General features: G+C 38.9%; 20 protein-coding genes and 1 riboswitch. Of the genes, 6 read left to right on the plus strand and 14 right to left on the minus strand.

What is annotated here, in order from left to right:
- Positions 1 to 31: 31 nt before the first annotated feature.
- Entirely contained in the window at positions 32 to 775 is a 744-nt protein-coding gene (nfsA, locus tag PQ456_RS01875; RefSeq protein ID WP_273614602.1) for an oxygen-insensitive NADPH nitroreductase, read from the plus strand.
- 95 nt (positions 776 to 870) lie between these two features.
- On the opposite strand, the gene PQ456_RS01880 is transcribed toward nfsA, so the two are convergent.
- Positions 871 to 1023, minus strand: a complete 153-nt coding sequence (locus PQ456_RS01880; protein ID WP_273616388.1) for a hypothetical protein — start codon at positions 1021 to 1023, stop codon at positions 871 to 873.
- 54 nt (positions 1024 to 1077) lie between these two features.
- Positions 1078 to 2532, minus strand: coding sequence for an MDR family MFS transporter (locus PQ456_RS01885; protein ID WP_273614603.1), 1455 nt, complete (start codon positions 2530 to 2532; stop codon positions 1078 to 1080).
- A gap of 263 nt (positions 2533 to 2795) precedes the next feature.
- Between PQ456_RS01885 and PQ456_RS01890 the strand changes: the two genes are divergently transcribed.
- Positions 2796 to 5105, plus strand: a complete 2310-nt coding sequence (locus PQ456_RS01890; RefSeq protein ID WP_273614604.1) for a response regulator — start codon at positions 2796 to 2798, stop codon at positions 5103 to 5105.
- 50 nt (positions 5106 to 5155) lie between these two features.
- Here PQ456_RS01890 and PQ456_RS01895 read toward each other — a convergent pair whose 3' ends face one another.
- Genes PQ456_RS01895 through PQ456_RS01915 form a run of 5 tightly spaced genes read right to left on the minus strand, consistent with a single transcriptional unit; the run spans position 5156 to position 8937 of the window.
- The gene (locus PQ456_RS01895) at positions 5156 to 5974 is read right to left on the minus strand and encodes a TatD family hydrolase (RefSeq protein WP_273614605.1); all 819 of its coding nucleotides are present in this window, start codon (positions 5972 to 5974) and stop codon (positions 5156 to 5158) included.
- Positions 5971 to 6792, minus strand: coding sequence for an ABC transporter ATP-binding protein (locus PQ456_RS01900; RefSeq protein ID WP_273614606.1), 822 nt, complete (start codon positions 6790 to 6792; stop codon positions 5971 to 5973). The genes PQ456_RS01895 and PQ456_RS01900 overlap by 4 nt, the downstream gene beginning before the upstream one ends.
- Complete coding sequence (locus PQ456_RS01905; RefSeq protein ID WP_273616217.1) at positions 6779 to 7576, minus strand: ABC transporter permease; 798 nt, start codon at positions 7574 to 7576, stop codon at positions 6779 to 6781. Before PQ456_RS01905 ends, PQ456_RS01900 begins: the two co-directional genes overlap by 14 nt.
- A gap of 8 nt (positions 7577 to 7584) precedes the next feature.
- Positions 7585 to 7875 carry an MTH1187 family thiamine-binding protein gene (locus PQ456_RS01910; protein WP_273614607.1) on the minus strand — a complete coding sequence of 97 codons (291 nt, stop codon included), beginning with the start codon at positions 7873 to 7875 and terminating at the stop codon, positions 7585 to 7587.
- Positions 7876 to 7899: 24 nt separating this feature from the next.
- On the minus strand, positions 7900 to 8937 hold the full coding sequence (locus PQ456_RS01915; RefSeq protein ID WP_273614608.1) for an ABC transporter substrate-binding protein: 1038 nt from the start codon (positions 8935 to 8937) through the stop codon (positions 7900 to 7902).
- A gap of 117 nt (positions 8938 to 9054) precedes the next feature.
- Positions 9055 to 9166: riboswitch (TPP riboswitch) on the minus strand.
- A gap of 240 nt (positions 9167 to 9406) precedes the next feature.
- Here PQ456_RS01915 and PQ456_RS01920 point away from each other — a divergent pair.
- The 4 genes from PQ456_RS01920 to PQ456_RS01935 all read left to right on the plus strand — a co-directional run bounded on the left by PQ456_RS01920 (position 9407) and on the right by PQ456_RS01935 (position 14180).
- Positions 9407 to 9823 (plus strand): pyridoxamine 5'-phosphate oxidase family protein, encoded by a 417-nt coding sequence (locus tag PQ456_RS01920; protein WP_204826436.1) that lies wholly within the window; start codon positions 9407 to 9409, stop codon positions 9821 to 9823.
- 294 nt (positions 9824 to 10117) lie between these two features.
- Positions 10118 to 10294 carry an aspartyl-phosphate phosphatase Spo0E family protein gene (locus PQ456_RS01925; protein WP_204826437.1) on the plus strand — a complete coding sequence of 59 codons (177 nt, stop codon included), beginning with the start codon at positions 10118 to 10120 and terminating at the stop codon, positions 10292 to 10294.
- 332 nt (positions 10295 to 10626) lie between these two features.
- The gene (locus PQ456_RS01930; RefSeq protein ID WP_420540635.1) at positions 10627 to 12912 is read left to right on the plus strand and encodes a bifunctional 2',3'-cyclic-nucleotide 2'-phosphodiesterase/3'-nucleotidase; all 2286 of its coding nucleotides are present in this window, start codon (positions 10627 to 10629) and stop codon (positions 12910 to 12912) included.
- 239 nt (positions 12913 to 13151) lie between these two features.
- The gene (locus PQ456_RS01935; RefSeq protein ID WP_273614609.1) at positions 13152 to 14180 is read left to right on the plus strand and encodes an EAL domain-containing protein; all 1029 of its coding nucleotides are present in this window, start codon (positions 13152 to 13154) and stop codon (positions 14178 to 14180) included.
- Between the two features lie 111 nt (positions 14181 to 14291).
- On the opposite strand, the gene PQ456_RS01940 is transcribed toward PQ456_RS01935, so the two are convergent.
- From PQ456_RS01940 to PQ456_RS01970, 7 genes are all read right to left on the minus strand, one after another.
- Complete coding sequence (locus PQ456_RS01940; protein WP_273614610.1) at positions 14292 to 15578, minus strand: MFS transporter; 1287 nt, start codon at positions 15576 to 15578, stop codon at positions 14292 to 14294.
- A gap of 28 nt (positions 15579 to 15606) precedes the next feature.
- Complete coding sequence (locus PQ456_RS01945; RefSeq protein ID WP_273614611.1) at positions 15607 to 16917, minus strand: CapA family protein; 1311 nt, start codon at positions 16915 to 16917, stop codon at positions 15607 to 15609.
- Between the two features lie 176 nt (positions 16918 to 17093).
- Complete coding sequence (locus PQ456_RS01950; RefSeq protein WP_273614612.1) at positions 17094 to 17855, minus strand: class I SAM-dependent methyltransferase; 762 nt, start codon at positions 17853 to 17855, stop codon at positions 17094 to 17096.
- A gap of 271 nt (positions 17856 to 18126) precedes the next feature.
- The gene (locus PQ456_RS01955; RefSeq protein ID WP_273614613.1) at positions 18127 to 19281 is read right to left on the minus strand and encodes a mannitol-1-phosphate 5-dehydrogenase; all 1155 of its coding nucleotides are present in this window, start codon (positions 19279 to 19281) and stop codon (positions 18127 to 18129) included.
- A gap of 150 nt (positions 19282 to 19431) precedes the next feature.
- Positions 19432 to 21399, minus strand: a complete 1968-nt coding sequence (locus tag PQ456_RS01960) for a PTS mannitol transporter subunit IICBA (RefSeq protein WP_273614614.1) — start codon at positions 21397 to 21399, stop codon at positions 19432 to 19434.
- Positions 21396 to 23522 carry a BglG family transcription antiterminator gene (locus PQ456_RS01965; RefSeq protein WP_273614615.1) on the minus strand — a complete coding sequence of 709 codons (2127 nt, stop codon included), beginning with the start codon at positions 23520 to 23522 and terminating at the stop codon, positions 21396 to 21398. Before PQ456_RS01965 ends, PQ456_RS01960 begins: the two co-directional genes overlap by 4 nt.
- Before the next feature lie 621 nt (positions 23523 to 24143).
- Complete coding sequence (locus tag PQ456_RS01970) at positions 24144 to 25886, minus strand: alpha-glycosidase (RefSeq protein ID WP_273614616.1); 1743 nt, start codon at positions 25884 to 25886, stop codon at positions 24144 to 24146.
- Positions 25887 to 26069: the final 183 nt, after the last annotated feature.

Here is a 26069-nt window from a genome sequence, read left to right on the forward strand (position 1 = left end):
AAATGATTAGTAGACAGGAGTGTTCGTATTTATGAATGATACCATTTCTTTATTGATGAAACACCGTTCGATTCGTAGCTATAAACCTGATCCGGTAACCGAAGAACAGTTAGAAGCGATTATTGCTGCTGGACAAATGGCATCTAGTTCTAGCAATGTGCAAGCATACAGTGTGATTGCAGTTACAGATCCAGAGCGTAAGTCCAAATTGTCTGTATTAGCAGGCAACCAACCTTATATCGAGCAATGCCCTGTATTTTTAGTATGGTGTGCGGATATGTATCGTCTGGAAAATGCAGTTCAACAACATATGCCTGACGCAGAATCTTATGGTGATGCTGCTGAGAACTTTATTGTTGCTACTGTTGATGTAACATTAGCTGCACAAAATGCTACAGTAGCCGCTGAATCTTTGGGTCTGGGCGTTGTGTATATCGGCGGAATTCGTAACCATATTGAAGAAGTCTCTGAATTCTTGAATTTGCCTGACCATGTGTATCCTGTATACGGTATGTGTCTTGGTTATCCGAATCAAGAGCCAGGTATTCGTCCACGTTTACCACAGAAAGCTGTTTTGCATCGTGAGTCGTATCAAGCAGATACTACATTAGAAGCGATGAAAGAATACGATGATACGATGGTTCGCTATTTGTCTGAGCGTACCGGCGGAGCCAAAACAGCGCCATGGTCTGCACTGATGGCTGAAAAAATGACCGCTCCTTCACGTATGCAATTAAAATCGTTCTTAGAACGCAAAGGCTTCAACAAACGTTAATTCAAAACCATCATCATAGCACTAAAAAATAGTATACAAAAAACCGTTATCCTATGATCTTCGTAAGAAGAGCTGATAACGGTTTTTTTTGTATATTATTCTGAAAAGATTTTGACCCAACCTAGAATAGAAATAATCACAAGAATCAACGGAATAATAGATATACGTAAAATACGCGGAATAGAAATCCAGAACTTGAATAGTTTCCATTCAAGCTCTTTCCATTTTTCCCAATCTATCATGATCAAGCTCACACTCCTATAGATAGTGTAGGGTGAGACTCTTCGATTATATTGTGTTGATTAGCTACGTTCCAGTGCAGGTGAAGTAGAAGTCTGACCTTGAGGTGTAGCACCTGTAGGTGCTTCATGTTCTCGAATCGCACTGAATAACTGCTGACTCGATGGTAAGAATAACGCAATAATTAGATTCAAAACAGATACCGCAAACATTAATATAAATACATAGTGAATCCCGGAAGCTAGTTGCGATGCAGTCCCTGTCGTCACAATCGCATTGAACACCATCCCGAATACAGCTACACTAATCGTCTGTCCCAGTGAGTTCATTAACGTATTGGTCGATGTAGCTACACTACGCATCTGGAAGCCAACAGCACCTTGAATCACAACAAGTGAAGGAGTCACGATAAAGCCCATACCCAGTCCGATCAGAATCAATGAACCTACAATCACTCCATAAGACGACTGAGCATGCATTAGAGCAAGCCATAGACTACCACCTACTACAAATGCAGATCCAAGCACAATCAGTAGCTTGGCGCCTACTTTGTACATCCAGCGTCCGGCTAAAGTAGAAGCCACAGGCCAAGCAATAGACATCGGCATAAGAGCCAGTCCGGCACTGGTAGCACTATAGCCGAATACATCTTGAATCCAGAGCGCACAGTAAACTGTTACACCCATCACCATCCAACGGGTAGAGAATCCAAGCACATAGGGAATCGATAAAATGCGGGATTGAAATAACGATAAAGGTAACATCGGTTCAGCCGCACGTTTTTCTATTTGCAAAAATAAAACCATAAAAATAATTGTAACAACAAATAAACCGATAATCATAGGTGAACCCCAGGCGTATTCTTCTCCACCTGTCAAAAGAGCTAACAACAAAGCAGTCATTCCGATCGTAAACGTAATTGCACCTGCATAATCGATCGATTTTTGCTTTTTCTCAAACGATTCATGAAAGTAAATAAAGATAAACAAAATCGCTATAATCCCTACAGGCAGATTAATAAAGAAAATCCAACGCCATGAGATATAATCGACAAAGTAACCGCCTACCAGTGGTCCAAACAATCCGGCTACAGACCATACAGATGAGAAGAGTCCTTGTACTTTAGCACGTTCTTTGCCAGGATACAGATCGCCTACAATTGTAAATGTGACCGGTGTGAGCGCACCTGCTCCAATTCCTTGAATAGCTCGATACCAGATCAATTCGGTCATCGAGTTAGCAAATCCACACATAATAGAACCGAGCACAAACACACCCAGTCCAATAGCGAAAATCGATTTACGACCGAACAAATCGCCTAGCTTACCAAAGATTGGTGTAGCGATACAAGTCGTTAATGTATAGATAGAGAAGATCCAACTAATCAGGCTTAATCCTCCAAGTGAAGAGATAATACGTGGTGATGCTGTACTGACTACAGTTGAATCGAGGGCACCGATAAATAAGGCTGCAAGCAAACCTATAGTGACCATAGAACGATTGGTTGCTTTGGACATATATACTGTTCCTTCTTCCTGAATCAAGATGTTTATTATTAACGAAAAGAGGGTTATTTGAAGCACTGCACATCGTATATCAGAATAAAATGAACGTCAAGGTTATTTACAAAATACGAACACTTTCATAAACAAACAAAATTTAGCAAAAACTTCAATGTAATCAAGACAAGAAAGCAAATATAGCGTATTCTTGATATATGAATATTATCTTTCTATTTTCCCACTAAGCGCGTACAACAGAGAGGAAGATTATCGAACGAATGAACTACAAAAATCAGCAAATTTTTGGTTTTGTTAGTGTGTTAATAGTGGCTATTCTTTTTATGGCTATCGAATTTATGATATCTCAAAATGGATCTTTTGCAGGCAGGGGCGTAGTTGTTGTAGTCTTATCTGCGATTCTTATTATTCTTGGGATTACGATTGCGGTATGGACGATAAAGAAAACCACCCGTCAACTAAAGCAAGTCACAACGGTAATGGAAGAAATGGATTTTAATACAGCGGAACATTTGCCACGTCTACAAGTTGTCACTGGTGATGAAATCGGCAATATTGCAGTCGCATTTAATAAAATGTCTGGTGCTTTAGAAGATCATAATCGAAAAGCTCGTGAATTTAACGAACAGATCGAAGAAAGCAATTGGATTCAGACGCAATTAGCCAAAATGGGAACAGTATATCAGAACATTAATGAAATCGATGATCTGGCAAATCGTTTTATTCGTGAACTTACTCCTATTGTAGATTCAGCGTATGGCATTTTCTATTTTTGCGAAGAAAAGAATGGGATTCCTATGCTGATGCACAAAGCCTCTTATTCTACTTATCATGCGATGCCAGATGCCATGCGCCAATTTCAATTCGGTGAAGGGGTCGTTGGACAGGCAGCCGTAGAACAAACGATTATGTTGATGGAATCTCCATCAGATCATCCTATTCGTATTCAGACAGGAGCTACCTCTATTCCACTGAAGCAGATTATGCTATTGCCGATTTTATTTGAAAATCGAACAGTGGTTGTGATTGAATTAGGTTCTATTTATGGATTTTCAGACAAACAGCAAAAGTTAATTGAGCGTGTAGCATCTACATTTGGAGTGGTTGTGAATAATGTAGATAATCGGATGCAGGTAGATCGGTTACTGCGTGAAGCACAGACATTAACAGAAGAATTACAGTCTCAACAAGAAGAACTACAAGCACAACAAGAAGAACTTCAGGCAACGAACGAGCAACTTCGTGAACGCAATCACTATTCAGAGATTAAAACAGAAGAATTACAAATTGCGCAAAAAGAACTTCAATTGTATTCAGAAGAATTGAGCCGTAGCTCGCAGTACAAGTCGGAGTTTTTAGCCAATATGTCTCATGAATTACGTACACCGCTCAATAGTATTTTAATTCTGTCTCAATTGATTAGTGAAAAAGACAAAACTCATGAAGAAGATGATACGCCTCATTTTGGCGAAGTGATTCATCATTCCGGTCAAGATTTGCTTAATTTGATAGATGATATTTTGGATTTGTCTAAAGTGGAAGCAGGTATGGTTGAAGTACAGCGCGATTCGGTATCCGTCTATGATCTACCTGAAGTGATGGGATATAGCTTTGACAAGATTGCCGAGCAAAAAGGGATTGCATTTTCTTCAAATATTGATGAAAATGTACCAGATGTATTCTATACTGATGAGAAAAGATTGCAACAAATTATGAAAAATCTACTCTCTAACGCGTTTAAGTTTACCAGTAAAGGTTCAGTCATGATTAATATTGCATTAGCAGATGAATCGATGGTTGCTAAAGGATACAATGTTCCAGAGCAGATGGATTACATGCTAGCGATCTCGGTTACAGATACAGGAATAGGAATCAAAGAAGATAAGCAAAATCTGATCTTTGAAGCTTTTCAGCAAGAAGATGGCACAACCGAACGTCAATATGGTGGAACAGGTCTAGGATTATCGATCTGTCGTGAGTTCTCCAAATTATTAGGAGGATATGTTACTGTTCAAAGTGAATTAGGTAAAGGCAGTACCTTTACGTTGTATCTCCCTTCACTTGCTATCAATGAAGAAGGACAGCCTGTTACCAAGCCATTACCTTTAACATGGATGGATCAAGAAGAACAACAAGATTCATTAGCACGATTGCAAGGTAAGTCTGTGCTTGTCGTGGATGATGATTTACGTAATATTTTTGCGTTAGAAGGTGTGCTCAAAGGTAAAGGTATGCATGTACGTAGTGCACAGAATGGGGAAGAAGCGATTGCTTTATTAAATGCTGAATCCGCAGATATTGTGTTGATGGATATGATGATGCCGATTATGGATGGGTATGAAGCGATGCGCTGGATTCGGATGGAAGAAAAGTGGAAAAACCTACCGATTATTGCACTCACCGCTAAAGCAATGAAAGATGATCGTGAATTATGTATAGAAGCAGGAGCATCTGATTATATCAGTAAACCGATGAATGTGGAGCAGTTGTTATCTGTTATTCTGGTATGGCTTTCCGATTGGGAACATCCCCAAACGCTATACAATCAAAATCAAAAGCAACAACAATAAACATCTATCATCGTAAAATAGCACAACATACATCAGGCACAGCGTTCGTATTAGAGACGCTGTGCCTGATTTGGTGTGTAAAATGATAATGTATTTAGATAGATCAAGTGGCGAGCTTCTTGCTCTGATATCTGCTGAATCTTAGCCCATTCAGAACAGACAGTAGCAGTCATAGACGGATGAGTCATTTGTCCGGCAAAAGAACCTTCAAATGGCCACGGGCCGTCCGTCTCAGCCATCACCAGATGAGTAGGATATAGTGTAGCCAATTGCTGAATTTCCGGTTCATACTGAATATCTGGCGTAAACGAAATATAATAACCTTTGGCTATCATGCGATTAATCGTAGCAGGATATCCTTTGAACCAGTGAAAATGAGCTTGAGTGATACCATAGTGTTCTAAAAGATCACAGACGATCTCTGCATCTTCATAGACAGCATGTAAAATAACAGGCTTGTCATAAGCGGCAGCAAGTTGTAGTAAAGCAGACAATACATCGATATACCCTTGTTCATCTAATTGGTCACCACGTTCTACTGCTTCTTGTCGCAAGTAATACGGTAATCCAATCTCACCAATCGCTACTATATTATCAATACGTTGCTTTATCCATACCAATAACGTCTCAAGCTCCTGCGAGCCGGGTAAAGGCTGTTCTGGATGATACCCGTAAGCGGGACGAACGATAGACGGGTATTGTTGAGCCAGCTTCTCATTACGCTGACAGGAAGGTAGATTCATGGAGACTGTAATTAGCGACTGGATATGGTGTTCTGGAAGGGAGTGAATGATTCGCTCAATCTGTTGATCTTGATATTGATCCAGATGGATATGGCTATCGATAAGCGTAGCATAGACAGGCTTCATGATTGATCACCTTCATGGGTATCACGCATTGCATTCATCAATTGTCTGCGTAGAGCAATAAATTGCGGATCATCGGTAATCTCTTCTCGTCTTGGACGAGGAAAAGGAACCACAATATTATGCAGTACTTTAGCAGGACGACGAGATAGTACATAGATTCGATCTGAAAGTAGTAATGCTTCTTCAATATGATGAGTGACAAAAATAACCGAGCGTCTATTTTCTTCCCAAATGTTCAACAACCATGATTGCATCTCACTGCGTGTAAAAGCATCTAACGCACTAAAAGGCTCATCCAGACATAGAAGATCACGAGGTCCTAGCAAAGCTCTTAAAAACGCAACCCGTTGTTGCATCCCGCCAGATAATGTATGAGGATAAGATGATGCAAAACCACCCAGTCCAACTTTATCCAGCCATTGTCTGGCTAATTCTAATGATTCTTTGCGTGGTAATCCTGCTACTTCGCGCGCCAAAATAACATTATCTTCAATCGTACGCCACGGCATCAAAGCAGGTTGTTGTGGCATATAACCGCTCAATCCTTTACGACCGGTTATATTTTGTCCGTCCAAAAGGACTTGTCCTTGATCGGGAAGCACCACACCACCGATCATTTGCAAAAGCGTACTTTTACCGGAACCAGAAGGGCCGATAATGGATACAAATTCACCTTGCTCTACATGCAGGGAAATGTCTTGTAGCACATGTAACGATTGCTTGCCCTGTGTAAAAGATTTGCTAATCCCTTGTAATGCTAAAAGTGGAGTAGAGTTGTTCACCGATAAAGTTGTATGTTGAGGTTTATTTAGCGACATCTTTAGAACCTCCTTTGACAGCACGATGTTGTGCAGGGTGATGCCAGCGAACACACCATTTTTCAATCATATTGATTAGCATAAATAACATAAGACTGATCACTACAACTACCAGTATCGCTAAAAACATATGGTCGGTGCGAAAAGCTGATTTTTGCAACATCATATAATAGCCAATCCCTTCACTACTGCTAATCCATTCAGCGATAATAGCGCCCATCACACTATACGTTGCAGCAATTTTAACTCCAGAAAAGATCGAAGGTAAGCTAAAAGGTAATTCTAATTTCCAAAAGATTTGATTTTTAGAAGCTCCGATCATTTGCATATAATTAAGCATTGTACGATCGGTAGTAGCCAGTCCGCTCAGCGCCGCAATGGTCACCGGGAAAAAGCACACCAGAATAATAACAATTAATTTGGACAATATCCCAAATCCGAACCAGATAACGAGTAGTGGCCCCAGAGCAATCGTAGGGATATTTTGACTCAAGATCAATAATGGATACAATGCAGAACGTAGAAAAGGAATATAATGAAGCACGCCTGCGACCAGTAATCCAAAAGCAACGCCTATACTAAAACCGGATAGTGTCAATTTTAACGTCGCCCATGTGTGCAAACCCAGTCGGTCTTTCTCACTCCATGCTTCATGTCCAATCAATGCAGGGCTAGGAAGAATCCATGTCTCAATATGGAATAGACTGGTTGCCAGTTGCCAGATAATCAGTAATAAAACAACCGCCCCGAGGGGCGGCCATAGCCTGTTCCACCATGTATTCATCGTAGACATTAGCGGTACTTCTCGGTTAATCCATCCATACTGATTCCGGTTGGACTATGAGCAATTTTGATCTGAGAAATAATACTCGGGCTTCCTTTTTCCACTAACGCTTCGTGCATTTGACGAACCACTTCTAACAATTCGCTAAGTTCGCCTTCCATCGTGGTCTCAAGTGGATGCACTTCATATTTCACACCGGAGGCTTGAATCACTTCTATTGCCCGGTCGACATAATCGTAAGAGTTCTCACCAGCTTGAGTTTTGGGAATAACCTGAATACTTAAAAGGGTGTGTGCCATATTAGTCATCTCCTTATGTTCTATTTATGATTTGGTGGCTTCAGGTAAATAATCGTTTGTATACGCTTTGGTTGCATCTAACGGTTTGTCTAACAACTTCTGCTTGAACATCCAATCGGCATAACCTTCCCAGACCGATTGTTTTTGCTCGCCCCAGCGTTTGGCATCATCTTGATAACGTGGAGATAACCATTTTTGGCTAGCTTTGACCAGTGCAGGATCAAGATCAGGTACTGCTTTGAGCAATATATCTGCCGATTCATCGGGATGAGCGATTGCATATTCATATCCTTTACTGGTTGCCGCCATAAATGATTTCACAAGTGCAGGATCGGTAGCGATCTGCTTCTCATTGGTTACGATAACAGGTGTATAATAATCTAATTTATCGGAATAATCTTTTACATATAACATATCTAATGGTTGTCCGCGAAGTTCTGCTTCAATTCCTGTCCATCCATAGAATATCCATGCAAAGTCGATTCCTTTTTGTACAGCTGTAAAATAATCGGCATTACCGATATTAACACTTTTGACTTTGCTAACATCGCCACCGTCGGTATCCATAATTGATTTCATAACGGCTTCTTCAACAGGCGATCCCCATGCACCATAGGATTTGCCTTCCATATCTTTAGGGCTTTTGATTCCGCGATCTGTAGGAGCGGCAAAGCCAGATGTATTATGCTGGATAACTGCCGCGAGTGACACTAAAGGCACTCCTTGTACACGCGCTTGAGTCACACTTTCCTGATAACTGATTCCAAAAGGCACTTCACCAGAAGCGACCATCGTATCTGCTCCACCTTGACCGGGAGCAATAATTTCGACGTTTAATCCTGCTTCTTTATAATAGCCCTGTGCTTGGGCAACATATAAGCCAGTATGATTCGTATTTGGTGTCCAGTCGAGTACGACTTTCACATCTTTAAGGGCAGATGTTGATCCTGCTTGATTGGCTGTATTGCTTGTACTTGTTGCTGAACCACATGCAGTTGTGATCCACAATAAACCTACCATTAACCATGGTAAGCTTTGACGCCACCTTTTTTGAGTTCTCATTACCATCATCCTTCTTTCTTCTAGCTCAAATAGTCAATCCTGTAGTACTGGATAAAAGGCATAAAAAAAACGCCCCCATCGGGACGACATAGGTGCAATTATAAGCTAGAGTACAGCATATAACGACTTGTTACTTTCCTACGCTGGCATTATCCAGATCAGGTATAAGGGTCTGTATTTATCACAATACACTCTCAGCCAGTTGCAACTAGCTCCCCTGTACATATGCGGTTTTTTTACATTGTAATTATAGACCAGAGGGTATCAACTGTCCAGTAAAGAGAATGCGGTGTCATCAGCAAAAGACAGTGTATTTCGGTTCAGTCTCGCTGTCTAAGGGTATTTACATATACGGAAGTTTGTAACTAACAAAAGTTCCATTCAATATTCTTCTATACGTATCGAATAGATATACATAGACATAGATATTGAATACACCCATACGTTTATATACAGGAGGAGATTGATCATGAGTAAAACAGCTGAAGAACAAGCGATATTAACTGCATTAGAAGGTAATCCATTTTGTGCACTAGGTACAGTAGAAAATGACAAACCTAAAGTACGCTACATGGCGCTATATAACGAAGGCTTGAATATTCATCTCGCGACAAACCGCAAAACACATAAAGTCGAAGAGTTAGAAAAAAATCCGAACTGTTATGTATTGTTGGGTTATGAAAAAGGCGGCACTAATCAAGTCGTTGAAATCGAAGGTGTAAGTGCTGTATCTACAGACGACGAATTGAAAAAACGTGTTTGGAAAGAAGAATTTAAAGAATGGTTCTCCGGTCCAGAAGATCCTGATTATGTGATCCTAGATATCAAACCACAAACGATTGAATATACAGATCAAGATGGTAACAAAAAAACGTGGACTGCGTAATCTGATACAACTTTAATGGTTTAAGATAGCAGTTATCACATAAATGACTCGGAATTTGAAATTTGCGAAACAAGAGAAATGAATGCAAAATTCAAATTCCGAGTTTTTTCGTCTTTATTTTTCCATAAAAAGGATAAAATAGGTACTTGAGGAACTTGATAAGGTATACTCAAATAAGGTATAAAAAGGTATATAGAAATATTTTATAGACTAACCTGTAAAATGACGATGATGGAATAAAATGAAAGTCTCATTGATAGCAAGATATAAGGAAATATACTGGAGGTGGTTTCCTTGAACTTAAAACAAATAGAACAACAGATTGAGCAGGAACGCCGCATATTGAACCAGATGGCAGAAGAACATGGGATGCGCGATTATCGTGTGTTAGACCAATCAGAACAATTAGATCGAATTTTAGATATGTATTTTCAATATAAAGATCGAAATACTAATTTTTTAACTCCTTAATCTCAATGAGTTATTATTTATGAAAAGAAACATGACACAATCATGTAAATTATAGAATTTTTCGCAAAATAAATCTTATTTTCATAAAAAATAGAACTAATAACCCTTCAAATATATCAGCTGATAGTATACAATTCTATCATGCGTTTCTTTTGGTAGCCTTTTTACTATTTATCTGCCTACTCTAAATCATAATTTCCAATATGATTTTTTTAAAATCAGCATGTTAAGTACATTGTCACTGCTTGTTCATGCTGTTATACATATAGGGCGTAGAGATAAATAGGAAAAGGTCAAGCAAATGCGAATATATTTGGGAGGGGTTTTTTATTTTGAACTTGGGAAACAAAACATTTAAAAAAGCAATTACTGTCATCGCAGCTCTGCAATTGTTTGCAGTGTCGGCAGTTCCTGCTTTTGCAGCCGAAGCCACTTCTTCTGAATCTACCGTAAAATTACGTTTGTTGGAGACAACAGATATTCATGTGAACGTAATGAACTATGATTATTATTCAGATGCAGCGACAGATCAATATGGATATGCCAAAACAGCGACATTGATCAAAAATGCGCGTGCAGAAGCCAAAAACAGTGTATTGATCGATAATGGTGATCTATTACAAGGTAATCCGCTAGGTGACTATGTAGCCAAAGTTGATCCTTTAAAAGCAGGCGAAGTTCACCCTGTCTACAAAGCGATGAACCAATTGGGTTATGATGCAGGAAATATCGGTAACCATGAATTTAACTATGGTCTGGATTTCTTGGGTAACGCTCTCAAAGGCGCTAACTTCCCTTATGTGAATGCTAATATTTATACAGATGATGGCACAGGTTCAGGTGAGAAAAACTACTTTACTCCTTATTTGATTTTGGATAAAGAAGTCACTGATGAAAGTGGAGCTAAACATACGATTAAAGTAGGTGTTATCGGCTTCGTACCACCACAAGTAATGCAATGGGATAGCGCAAACTTGTCGGGGAAAGTGGTTGCTAAAGATATCGTTGAAACAGCGAACAAATTTATTCCACAAATGAAAGCAGAAGGCGCAGATATTATTATTGCAGTGCCACATTCTGGCTTTGAAGATATTCCTCAGACTGAATTGATGGAAAACTCTGTATTGTACTTGAGCAAAGTGCCAGGTATCGATGCGATTATGTTCGGACATGCACACAAAGTATTCCCTAGTGCTGATTTCGCTGGTAAAACAGGCGTGGATCTAGAAAAAGGAACAATCAATGGCGTTCCTTCAGTAGAGCCAGGTTTCTGGGGCGATCACCTGGGAATTATTGATCTTGAACTAAAACAACAAGGCGACAAATGGACAGTCTCTGATTCTAAAGTAGAAGCTCGTCCAATCTATGATACTGCTACCAAAAAAGCATTGGTTGATGCAGATCAAGGTGTAGTCGATTCTGTATACAAAGAACACGAAGAAACGCTAGGATATATTCGTGGACCTGTTGGTGAATCTACTGCTCGTATCACCAGTTACTTTGCACTGGTAGAAGATGATCCATCGATCCAAATCGTAACCAACGCTCAAAAATGGTACTTGGAGAAACAACTTCAAGGGACAGAATATGAGAACTTACCTATTCTTTCTGCAGGCGCTCCATTCAAAGCAGGTGGACGTTCAGGAGCAAGTTATTACACAGATATTCCCGCAGGCACGATAGCTATCAAAAATGTATCTGACCTTTATGTATATCCAAATACAGTTCATGCTGTGCTTGTCAATGGAGCAGAAGTGAAAAACTGGTTGGAATGGTCAGCAGGACAATTCAATCAAATCGATCCAGCCAAATCAGGCGAGCAAGCGTTAATCAATATGGACTTCCCAACGTATAACTTTGATGTTATCGATGGAGTTACTTACCAAATTGATGTCACACAACCACCGAAATACGATGCAAAAGGTGCTGTTCTAAACGCATCTTCTAACCGTATTGTGAACTTGCAATTTAACGGTAAAGCTATCGATCCTGAGCAAAAATTTGTAGTAGCTACAAATAACTACCGTGCTTCTTCGTCCAAATTGGCGAATCCAGATGGCAAACGTATTATTCTGGCTGCACCAGACGAGAACCGTCAAGTAATTATCGATTATATTCGTGAAAACAAAACAATCAATCCGGCTGCTGATGGTAACTGGTCACTTGCACCAATCAAAGGCAACCCAACAGTAACATTCAACACTTCTCCAAAAGCAAAAGACGCATTGTCTAGTGCCAAAGCAGTTGCAGGAGCAGATCCAATTGCTTATGTAGGAGAAGCAGCAGATGGTTTTGCTAAATATTCAATTAATCTTTCTAGCGCAGCAGCAGGTAGCAAGCCAGCCGTAACACCTGCCAAACCGTCCAAACCAGTAATACCAGCGAAGCCTACCAAACCAACAACGAAGCCGGTTCCAGCACCTAAACCGACAAAACCAGCTGTTGATAAGCCAGCTAAACCTACAGATGAGAAAACCTATATTATCAAAAAAGGTGATAATCTGTATCGTATTAGTCTGAAATATGGCGTAACATGGGAAGAACTTGCTAAATACAATAAAATTACAGATCCAACGAAGCTTCAAGTTGGAGATTCGATCGAGATTCCTGCTAGCTAATAGCAACGTAACTAGAGTGAATGATGAACGTATCAACTTCAAAGACTGCAATAGTAATTATTGCAGTTTTTGTCGTATTCAAAAATATCAAAATAAAGCCGATAATATACTGAACGCCTAATGTGATCTTGATTGAGGATGTTATAATATGAGAAATGAAAAGTAAAGCAACTCTATTTAAACCCGATTAATTTTCACGTTTATACTACGTTTTTGTTTTAATATTAAGGAGGATCTCTATGAATTGTAGCGGTTGCAGTTATGTTCAGCCGATAGAAGACCAAGGAACAGTGTCCTTGCGACCGCTTTCTTCTTCTCTTGAAAATCTAATTCGACAACAGTCTTATGATACGTATATCATGGAAGATATTTGCTCTATTTCATATCAATCAAGAGAACAGATGCTTGATATCATGCACTGGGTACGAAGTTTACCTGAAGAAATTACATCTTGTGTATCTGTAGGTTTGTTAGGTTCAGACGATATTGGCGGAGAGCCGGTATGGTTGCCATTGTCTGTATTTGTTAATCGACTACAGCATGACGATGTTGTTGAAATTATTCGACAAAAGCAATTTACAAGCCATATGCAACCGATTGTGAATCAACATGAGCAAGTTATTGCTTATGAATTTTTGCTTCGTCCGATTATAGATGGCCCTACATTTCAGCCGTATCGCTTATTCGATATTGCGCATCAGACAGGGTTACACTCATTTTTGGATCGGGCAGCTCGTATTTCAGCGATTGAGACGAGTGCGCAATATTTACAACCAGGTATCAAACGCTTTATTAACTTTTTACCATCTTCTATTTACAATCCGCAGTATTGTTTGAGTCATACGTTTGCTGCTATTGAGCGTCTTCATTTAAATCCAAAAGACTTTGTATTTGAAGTGGTTGAAACCGAAAATATTGTTGAAATGCCTAAGTTACAAAATATCTTTGATGTGTATCGCAGTAATGGGATATCTGTTGCTTTGGATGATGTAGGTTCAGGATATTCCAAGCCTGAATTAATCGATCATCTACAACCCGATTATGTCAAAATCGATCGTAGCTTAATCGATCATTGTGATATCTCTGCTGAGAAACAGCAAAAAATTATTCATATTTTGCAGCGTTCGCAAAATCATGGTTCTACTGTGTTGGCAGAAGGCATAGAGCGACGTGAAGAATACGACTTTTGCCGTAGTATCGGAATTGAGCTAGCACAGGGTTACTTATTCGGTAAGCCTGCCGAATACCCTCGTCAAATGCTAGGTTAAATGATTGGATGTATGACTCCTATCTTGATATTTCCAAAAAGACTTTTCTTCTCAAAGTACATGAACTTGTACTGAAAAGAAAAGTCTTTTTTAGATTATTCCTATCTTTATTTATGAAGATTCAGTAGCTTGCTTAGAAGTAGATGCTACGGTTGGTTCAGAACGAGACTCTTGTAATAAATGCTTGAATTTGGAGGTACAAGCGATAATCAGTATAAATACTATAAGAGCAATACCAGCAATCGTCGTTAGTGTAATCAGATTAAAGTAACGTGCTACAATTCCCCCGGATAATAAGCCTAAAATAATACCTAAAGTAGTTAATGTTTGTAGTATAGAAATCCCTCGACCTCGAAAAGGTTTGGGTGTGATTTTCAAAAAAATAGAAGTGATAGGTAGATTAATCAAAGCATTGATAATCCCGATCGCTAGGCTCCATACATAAATAGGAGAAAGATTTGTAGCATGAATATAATTAAGTGGAGTCACACAGCTCATTAGTATACCAAAAGCAATAATAGTACATAACAAGAGTAGACTAGAATTTAATTTACGTAATAAAAAAGGGCCTATAATTGCTCCTACGACAGCTCCAATTCCTTCTATACTTTGAATCTGACCATAATCGATAGCAGGTAAACGAAATACTTGAAGCAAAATAGAAGTATACGTTGTATCAAATATCCCGGCAACAAACATAAAAGGAATCAAAATCATAAGCAAAAAGAACAGCGAAGGGATACGGTAAACAGTTTTAAGACCGGAAATCATTGATGCCCAGATCGGTTCGTGAGTTACTTTTTCTTCTGGCGTAAGATCAAGTTTGGCTTTGGATACAATAAATGAATTAGCAATCATAATAAATATAATAGAAAAGAGATATGATAAAATATCGAGTACAAAAATCATAGATACTGAAGTAGTGGTTAATAATAATCCAGCAATCGCAGGGCCTATAATGTAGACAGTAAAATAAGTACTTTGACTAATCGACATAGCTTCATTAACATGATTCTCACCAACAATATCGGGAATAAAGGAAGTGCGGGCCGGGTAAAAAATAGTTGTACCGATTCCTTTCAAAAAAACCAAAACAATAAGAGCAAGTGGAGAAGCTATACATAGAATCATAATAATATTGATCACAATTCTGAATACATCCATATAAATCATTACCAGATGCTTAGGAAAACGGTCAGCAATGGATCCTGCAAACAAACCAAAAGCTGTCGTTGCAAACAACTCTGCAAAAATTACTAAACTAATAAAAATAGGATCTGACGAATTGGAACCTATTAGAAAAATGATGGCTGTAGTGGCTATCGCATCACCCAGTCTAGAAAAGACTTGTGCTAGCCAAAAATGAAGAAACGCGGGTATTCGAAATAAAGCTAGCATATTCCATCTCCTTTACGATGCAATATCTTTAGTATATTAACTTGCCTGTACCATCTGATTGAACCTCAAAATGAACGTCATATGAAGAAGATAATGTATTCAATTGCTCAATGATTGAGGTCTGATTACTAAAAGTTGGACAACCTCTACGATAACGTGGTAATTCATGTCCAAGTGAGATAGGATGAATCGCTAAATCTATTAATTTGCCATTATCCATTGTCCACGAAGGCACAAATGATTGCCAGAACTTGAGATTAGCACCAAAGCTAGAAGTACCGTTTTTACTTTTTTTATCCAGTAAGTCTGCAATATTATGGGTATGATTTAAATTTAAATGGTTATAAAAATCAGCTGGTGCTGATTCTACAGTTTCATTTTGAAAAATAAAGTTACCTAATCCATAAAAAATAGGACGTTCTTGATAGATTTCAATACCACGAATATGATGAGGACCGTGACAGATCATAGCATGTGCGCCTTCATCAATACATCCTCTACAGAATTCTTTTAAAAAATCAGCCGGTTCATTCTCATTTTCGTCTTTCATTTCATGGGAATGTACACTTAAAATCACATAATCTGCTTGGCGTTTGGCTTCATGAATAGATTGGTAGATACGCTGGGTATCTATCGGATTGCAACTGGTAAAAGTACCTTCCTGAGAGGGATCATCTACTTCGACAAAATCATACTCACCAAACATAAAAAAAGAATCTGGAAGTTGATCGAGTAAATGTCCATGTTGCATCGCAATATTGATTTCTGCATTAATAGAAGTTACAGCTGTTAATTCTTTTAATTGTTGCATATGAGTAGAGCTGATCTGATGAACAGTGTTGTATCTTAAAGGATTGATACCGGGACGACCAGAACAATCTACACGGCTTTCTCCAGCAATAGCTGATTCATGAAAAGTAGAAGTGACACCAATGACTGCAATACGACCTTGAGGTGTTTCTAAGTATTTGGGTTTACTTGCGGTATGTAGAGTAGAGCCAGCACCGCAATATAATAGATTCAATGCACTGATATATTTTTCAGTAGCTGCCAAACCGCCATAAGAATAATCAAGCATATGATTGTTAGCGATCGATAATATATTAAATCCATATGATTGCAAATGTTGTAAAACCTCGGGAGTTGCTGATGCCCATGTTCCTCCACTTTGAGCAGCAGGGAATCCTTCTTCCATACGGATTGTTGTTTCTAAATTGGTTAATCGTACATCATGCTTTTGAATAAAAGGAACTAACTGTTCCAAAGATAAATGACCGGGAGAAATTCGAGTAATAAAGCTATCACCTGTAGCTACAAAAGATACGGTCGAATTAGACATGAATATACAAATCCTTTCTTTTGGATAAACCAAAGGCTACTGAGTATATCAGTAGCCTTTGTAGAGGTATCCGGTTGGCCGACAGACAAATTAGTCAATGATGATAATACGATCTCTTTTCATAAATTGTCACCTCCCTCACGTAGTATAGGTATATCTATAAATATAAATAGAGATTATATTTTTTCGCAGATATATAACATTTGTGGAGAGTTCATTCGGTATGGACTTCGGTCAAAATCACCAAAAATATCAAGTACTTTGAATCCGCTACTGGATAGCATGAGATTGATTTCAGTGGCGCTAAATAATCTCATATTCAGTCTGTAATTTTTTTCAGGGCCGTCTACAGTAAGCCTTTTTTCTTCAATATGAAGTACACTGGTTGTCGGATCGAAACGGCGCTTTTCTAACATATATTTACCTTCTCCATTGCCAAACCAGGCAAGAGAGTGAAAGTTACGTACCAGATAATCACGGTTAATCAATGTTAAAATAAATTTTCCACCCGAACGTAAGCAACTATGTATCGATTGGATAATTTTAAGATTGTCTTCATAGTCTTCGATATAACCGATAGAATTTTCTAAATTCAGTACAACATCGTAATTTTCCTGACCGACATATTCTCGTCCATCTGCAAGAATAGTTTGTACTTTTCCTTGAGAACGTTGCTGGATCAACTCTAAATATTGTTTGTTAATATCTAATCCTGTAGTGTGAAATCCCATATCAGACAGTTGTAAAATATGTCTGCCGTTACAGCAGAAGAAGTCTAATATATTCGATTCAGTATCAGGATCAATAATAGAAGTCAGAAAATCGATTTGTTCCTGCAAGCCATCTACTAATATTTTTTTATAGACATCTAAATACGATTGATCGAAATAATTCGTGTCATAATCTTCGATAGGTTTTTTGATATCTATGTTATTCATTGGAAGTTAACTCCTTTAGTTTGAATTAAATCCATTTGTTGTAAGTTATTATATCATGGTGATCTGTTTTGTAAATAGTTAATTTCAAATTTTTGGAATCTAAAGGAATATTATGGATATCACCTTAAATTTGATGTGAGATTAAGTAACTTATAAAAGAAAATAAATAAAAACTCATCAATTCACCTCTACTTTTATAAGTAAATTATTACTTATAGCAGTAAAAGTATATTGATGAGTTTGGATAATAAAACGTAATTATCTATTTTGCTTAGCTTTTTAGAGATTTCAACTCTTCATAAGCAGTGATGACTTTATTATAGTCTTCGCTGTCTTTGGCAAATCCTGTTACATCGCTGACGACAGGGCCAAAGCCTTCGGCTTGAATACGTCCTTGTAGTTCAGCAGATTGAGGATCAGCTGTATTGTCATAGTGGAATGCAGCAGCAATCCCTTTGAGCAAATGATCGCGTCCGAGATCAAATTCAGTTGCCATTTTTACAGGGCCTACCAGACGATCAGCTTGTCCTAATTTGCGTAAAGGTTCGCGTCCTACACGAATCACTTCATCACGAATATATGGATTTTTGAAGCGAGTTTCGATTTTATCGATGTATTTGGCATGTTCGCCTGCATCGAAGCCATGTTTTTGTACAAGAGCTGCGCCGCTTTCTTCCATCGCTGGACGTACAATCGCACGTACACCTTCATCTTGAATACTTTGGTCAATCGTTTCTAGACCTTTCAAGAAACCGATATAGGCTGTAATAGCATGACCTGTATTCAGTGTGAACAGTTTACGTTGTACATAAGCAACCAGATTGTCTGTAAGCTTCATACCATCAATTTCAGGTGTACCACCTTTAAGTTTAGGCTCTTCTACAATCCACTCGTGGAAGGCTTCTACACCTACATCTAGAATGCTGTCACCCTGGAAAGGAGGAACGATACGGTCTACAGAACAATTGGCAAAGCCGACATTTTGATCAGCATAGGCTTTACCTTCTTCTGAAAGGTGAGTCAGTACTTGCTCTTGTAGATGACTTGTGGCACCAACCATATTTTCACAAGCGATAATATTCAGTGAACCACCGCCTGCTGTACGTCTAGCTTCAATTCCTTGTGCAATCGTAGGCGCAATAAATTTGAGTACATTTGGCCCTACTGCGGTTGTAATAATGTCTGCACTAGCAATTTCATCAATAATGTCTGTACCATTAGAAAGACAACCAGATACATTGGTAATCGTTTCTACGCTTTTTTCCAGATCAAGAATATGAATCTGGTAGCTTTTTTTCTCATTCAGTTCATTAATCATTTGTTCGTTAATATCTGCAAAAACCACGTGATAGCCTGCATTAGACAATAAAGCTCCGATAAATCCACGACCGATATTTCCTGCACCAAATTGAATCGCTTTTTTCATAATATTGCACCTCCGTAAGTATTTGTAGGATTTCCTTCTGTATATAACCAGAAGCCATCCTTAATGTGTAGCTTATATAAGCAAAAGTAGATATAAACAGGTTAAATCAGCAACGAGATCGCTGCTGATTCAACCGGAATAACTATAGGATTAGATTGAGAATGTGCGATAGATTTCTTCAGCATCTGTGACTTTAGCTAAATGTTGTACAGTCGCTTCATCTTCAATCGTTTCAGCAATTTTAGTCAGGATTTGAAGATGTTCTCCACCTGCACCAGCAATACCGATTACAAGATAAGCAGTACCGCCTTCAAATTCCACACCATTTGGATACTGTAGAACAACAATACCGGATGTTTGAATTTGTTTTTTCGCTTCACCGACACCATGAGGAATCGCTACACCGTTACCGATGTAAGTAGAAGCTACTTTTTCACGCTCATGCATCGCTGCAATATAATCATGTTTGACATAACCAGCAGCAGCTAGCATTTCGCCTGCTTTGTTAATCGCATCTTCTTTCGATGTGCTAGCAAGACCTAATACAATATTTTCTTTACGCAAAATGGTAGAACCTGCGTTAGACGTTGTTGTATCTTGTACCACATGTGGTGCATTGTGACTCAATACATCACTGACTTCTTGTTTCACACCAGCAGCATTATCTGGAATAGAAGAGTCAGGGCTACCTGCTGTAGCTGATTTTAAACGTTCAATCATATCATCATAGATCGGATTGTTAATAAAGTTATCAATCGATACATGCTGTGCATTTGGTGCTTTACCTTTAGCACGGCTTGTTAGATTTTGTTGAGTCACGACGATATCTGCATCAGAAGGAATCGCATCAATCGCTGTATTGGTTACATTGATCGGTAGACCTGCTTGTTGTACTTTTTTGCGGAAAGAAGAAGCACCCATAGCACTTGAACCCATACCTGCATCACAAGCAAATACGATTTTGCGAACTTCACCTGTTTGAAGATCGTTAGCAGATGTCAAAGCAGGACCACCAGCGTTACCGCCAGACTTCATGTTTTTGGAAGCGGCTTGAGCTTTTTCCAAATCTTCATCGCTTGGAGCTTTGCGTAAGAAGATCGCTGAGAAAATGAAGGAGACAATGGCTGCTGCGGCCACACCTGCTAATACAACCAGATGACCACCTTTTGGTGCTAGACCTAAGATTGCAAAAATACTACCTGGAGAAGCAGCACTGGTTAGACCACTACCTAGGATACTATTTGTAAATACGCCAGCCATACCGCCAAGAATAACAGCAACAAACAAGATTGGACGCATCAATACATAAGGGAAGTATACTTCATGAATACCACCAAAGAATTGAATAATGATTGCACCTGGAGCAGAACCTTTAATTGTACCTTTACCGAAGATCCAGTAAGCCAACAATACACCAAGACCCGGCCCTGGATTCGCTTCTAAAAGATAGAAAATAGATTTACCCGTTTCTAGAGATTGTTGCGCACCTAGTGGTGTAAAGATACCGTGGTTAATTGCATTATTTAAGAATAAAATTTTACCTGGTTCTACAAAGATCGAAACCAATGGTAAAAGATTATGAGCAACCAAGAAGTTAACACCTGATTCTACTAGCAAAGTAAATGCTTGTACCAATGGACCGATACCGACAAAGCCCAGAATCGCAAGCAACATACCGATAATACCAGCAGAGAAGTTGTTAACCAACATTTCAAAACCGGATTTTACTTTACCTTCGATCAATTTATCGAACTGTTTGATGACATATCCACCAAGTGGACCCATAATCATTGCACCGATAAACATTGGAATTTCAGCACCGACGATAACACCCATAGCGGCAATCGCACCGAGTACACCACCACGATGATCAGCAACGACTTTACCACCTGTATAAGCAATCAATAAAGGAAGCAAATATTTGATCATTGGATCAACCATTGTTGCTAGTGTAGCATTAGGCCAGTAACCTGTTGGAATAAATAAAGCAGTAAGTAGACCCCAAGCGATAAAAGCACCGATATTCGGCATAATCATAGAACTTAGAAAGCGTCCGAATGCTTGTACGCGATCACGAGCACTTTTTCTTTCTTTTGTAGCTGTCTGCACAGAACTCATAATTGTTCGACCTCCATCATATATTGTTCGATTTTGCGAGTATACAAATCTTTCATTAAGCTAGAAATCTCAGCCGTTAATTCGGCGGCACTACCCGATACGACTCTAGTCACAAATCCAGGACGGTCGATCAATGATTTACTGACTTCGTTAACTGCTTCCAGATAAGACTTACTGCTGTCTTTGGGAGCAAGCAAGACGATCGCTGCATACAGATCAACCGATTGAGAAGCGGCTGATATTGGATGGGCAAATCGCATCACACCTAGAAAAAGCTTAGGCACGACAGATGAACGACAGTGTAACAAAATCAATCCATCTTGCGAAAGAACAGTTTCTCCTAATCGCTCACGTTCATGCAGTTCTTGTTCTAATACATGTGCTCTTTCTGTAGAAGCAGTAAAAGTCGTTGCAATGTGGTGGATCAAGTCACTTACAGAAGTGGAAGTATATCCATCTCTTATCACTAATCCTTGTGTTAAATCTAAGATGCCAGTCAGTGTTTCTTTATGAGTGTTCAATGTTTCGGTTAAGCGTACACTCGGATCAAGCGATTGTTGTTGTACATGTTGTGTATGCTTAGAAGTATCTAGCTTAGATAATGTTTTACGAATATTGATAATGTCTTCTGATGAAAGTAAGGGTGATACTCGTACAGTTGGAATGAGGCTATCTACTTCTACGGTAGAGATAATAATATCAGCACGCTTTTCTAAACGAACAGCTTCTGAAGAAGAAACCACATCAATAATTTGTAGAGCAGGGAATTCACGTTTGACTCGAACAGACAGCAAACTGGATGTTCCCATCCCACTAGCACAAGCGATTAATGCTTTAAATGGTTTTTTCTGAGCAGCAGCATATTCAGACATAGCGCCGATATGCATGGCCATATAACCAATCTCTGCTTCCGGTACTTCTTTGCCTGTAAATTGAGCCAGTAAAGTCGAACACTTGCGAGCGACTTCGAACGTAGGGCCATATTGTTCTTTGATCTGTGCGAGTAGGGGATTACGAATATCTAATCCTAATCGTAGTCGCTCTACCGCAGGTCCAAGATGATTAATAAAGCCTGCGAACAATTTGCTGTTTCCTTTGAGTTCGAATCCGGTTTCACTTTCGGCCATTTTCAGTACATCCCGGGCAAGCTTGACCAGTTCAAAGCTAACGTGCTCATAATACGGATCAGATTCGACGCTAAGTCTTGTTTCAGCGCCTTTGAGATGCATAGTGATATAACCCATCTCATCTTCAGGAATCACAATATCAAAAGACTGTTCTAACTTGATCGCGAGTGTACGTGCAGTCTCAAATTCATTTAGTTGCTTGAGCTCATCCAGTATGCGAGGAGCAATCGTGATGCGTTGCCCTCTTCGAATACGTTCTATCGCCAGCGCTAGATGAACAGCCAGCCCGATATACGCGCTATCGGTTAATTTCATATGCATTTCACGTTCCAGATCACTCAAGTACTGCTGAAGCTGGTTCATCATTCCATCATCAACCAGGTTCAGCAGGCGGTTGCGGATATGGAATTGTACGCGTCCAGGTTGTTCTTCTGTAGGGAAACGGTCACGTACCAGATGATTCAATTGGTATTCGTCTACACTTTCATATAGTAGATGTACCAGTGCAGAACGGATACTACTTTCAGTTCCTTCAATATAGACACCAAGTCCGGGTCTACGAATCAATGTAATCTCAAAAGCTTGAAGCCATTGTTCGATACGATCCAGATCATTACTGAGCGTGCCTTCTGTGACTTTGAACTGTGAAGCAAAGGTGTATAACTTAATCGGTTCTTTGGAAAGTAGAAGTTCACTAATAATGAAGTAATGCCTTTCTTCACGGGTGTAGTCTTTCTTAGGTGTCTGTTCTTCCAGTTCTTGCTGTACGATAGCCAGATGTTCTGGACTACCTTCCAGTGCAAGCCCTGTACCCGGTTTGCGAATCAGGGTTAGCTGTCTTTGATGTAACCAGTCTTCAACGCTCGGCAATTCACGCTTGACCGTTTTCTCACTCACATCTAGATGATCGGACAAGTCCCTGATTGTAATATAGTCACCATGAGAGGCAACCAGAAACTGTAGCATCATTGTGAGGCGAGCGGTCAGCTTCTCCAAAATCGATATCCTCCTTTCCAAAGTCCGATTGAAAACGATATCATAAACATAGGGCTAAGAAATAAGAACTAGTAGTGAATACTTCAAAGTTTAAGGTTTTAACGTGAAGATATCAATTGAAAGATGATACGATTTGTCCTTTGTGTATAAGGGACAAAGGTAAAGAGGGAGTAAATCAGCAGTCCAAAACAAATAATAAAAAAGGATAAATCCAACTACTGTTTTGAAAAAAAGGGTGTATAAAGTCTTACGTATGCTCAAAAATAATTCGACAAAAAGTGATAAATCATTGGAACCAAATACTAAATAATGTATAAACATAAACCTAAATAATACTTGTTGAAACATTTGAATAAAATGTAAAAAAAGTTTGTCTCTTTGAATATCGGAACCTTATTCTCAATACTTAATATAAATTTCAATATTACATATTTTATTGTAAAAAAAGAGCATTACTTCTATTTAAAGTTTGAGCGAAGGAATACTTTAAAATGATAAATGATATGTGTTGTAAGCGAGAGGAGAAAAATGATTACATCCTAAATAAACAATAAAAAAACCTGCTTTCTATAAAGAAAGCAGGCTTCGAGAGAGATCTATCTTCTATATAAATAGATTTTGTTATTGAACAGCTCTCAAAATAACAAAAGCAAAAGCAGGTAATTTTTCTTCTAGACGACCATTTTCAACTTGAAGTGTAGTCTGATCTAACATGTTTTCCCACTTGGATGTTTCTACATCAATGCTAACCGTTACCGGTTCAGAAGAGCTGTTCATCGCAATCACAAATGTATCTTCATCATCAGAACGCTCATAGATCAGTCCGTTATTGCCTTCTTTGGCATGTAAGAACTTAAATGTACCTTGACGTAGAGCAGGATATTGTTTGCGCAGACTGATTAATTGTTGATAAAAAGCAAACAATTCCAAGTCTTGATCCTTCTCATCCCACACCATACAACGACGGCAATCTGGATCGTTTTCGCCTTCCATACCAAATTCGTCTCCATAATAAATACAAGGAGTACCGCTATATGTCATCTGGAAAGTTACCGCTAATTTGAGACGATCTTTGTTACCTTTAGCAAGCGTCAACGCACGCGCAGTATCATGACTATCTAACAGGTTAAAAGATACTTCAGTCACCTGACGAGGGTAACGTGACATCTGTGTACCAATCGCATGAGCAAATGTTAATGCGTCTGTTGTATCTTCGACAAAGAAGTCGGTTACCGCATTTTTGAACGGATAATTCATTACAGCATCGAATTGATCGCCTTGCAACCAAGGAGAAGATTCATGCCAGATTTCGCCCAAAATATAGACGTCTGGATTGATACTTTTCACAGCTTGACGGAATTCACGCCAGAAATGATGATCCACTTCATCAGCAACATCTAAGCGCCAACCATCGATGCCAAATTCTTCAACCCAGTACTTAGCTACATTTAACAGATACTCTTTTACTTCTGGGTTTTCAGTATTCAACTTCGGCATTAATGGCTCAAAATCAAACGTATCATATGTTGGAATACCGTCTTCTACAGCTAGAGGGAATTTACGTACATGGAACCAGTCTTTATATTTAGATTTTTCGCCTTTTTCTTGTACATCGACAAATGGAGCAAATGTTTTGCCAGAATGATTAAATACTGCATCAAACATCACGCGAATGCCTTTATCATGGCACGTTGTAATTAATTTCTTCAACGTTTCTTTATCTCCGAAATGAGGATCAAGTTCCATATAATCTTCGGTATCGTATTTATGATTAGTGGTTGCTTTGAAAATCGGCGTCATATAAATCGCATTGATCCCAAGATCGGTCAAATGATCTAAATGATCGATAATCCCTTGCAGATCACCACCGAAAAAGTTAAACCACTCTGGCTTTTCGCCCCATGGCAATGTGTCTTTCGGATTAATCGAAGGATCTCCATTAGCGAATCGTTCCGGAAAAATTTGATAAAAAACAGCATCTTTCACCCATGCCGGTGGTGTAAATACATCAACTGGATTGATAAATGGAATATCGAATAAACGATCCATTTTCGGTTCTTCTTTACCAAATTTATCTTCGTCCATCCAAATTTCTTCATCATCGTTTTTGAGAAGGAATCCGTATTTGATACGGCGGAAAGGAGGAACTACTTCACATTCCCAATAATCGAACAGATCATCTGTTGCAAAAACATGCATCTGTACGCGTTCTTTGGATTTTTCCCACATGTATTTATCACCAGCAAGAGCCCAGACTTCTTTCACATCCTGCTTTTTAGTGCGTAGACGTAAATGAATCGTTTCACGATCATAAGGATAACCCCAATTCAGCTTGGGACGATGATAGACAGCTTCGATTAACATAGATGTTCCTCCTACATAAGATATGTATTAGACTGCGTATGGTCTATCGATTTATACCCTAAAAAGAATTGTAGGAACCAATTATATAGCGTCTTCATAAGCACATGATTGTAAATCGTTTGACAGAATTTAGTTAAAGGCAAAAAAGGTTACAATAACAAGCGATATTTAAGCTTATTATCG

The sequence above is a fragment of the Paenibacillus kyungheensis genome, assembly GCF_028606985.1.
GTDB lineage: Bacteria > Bacillota > Bacilli > Paenibacillales > Paenibacillaceae > Saccharibacillus > Saccharibacillus kyungheensis.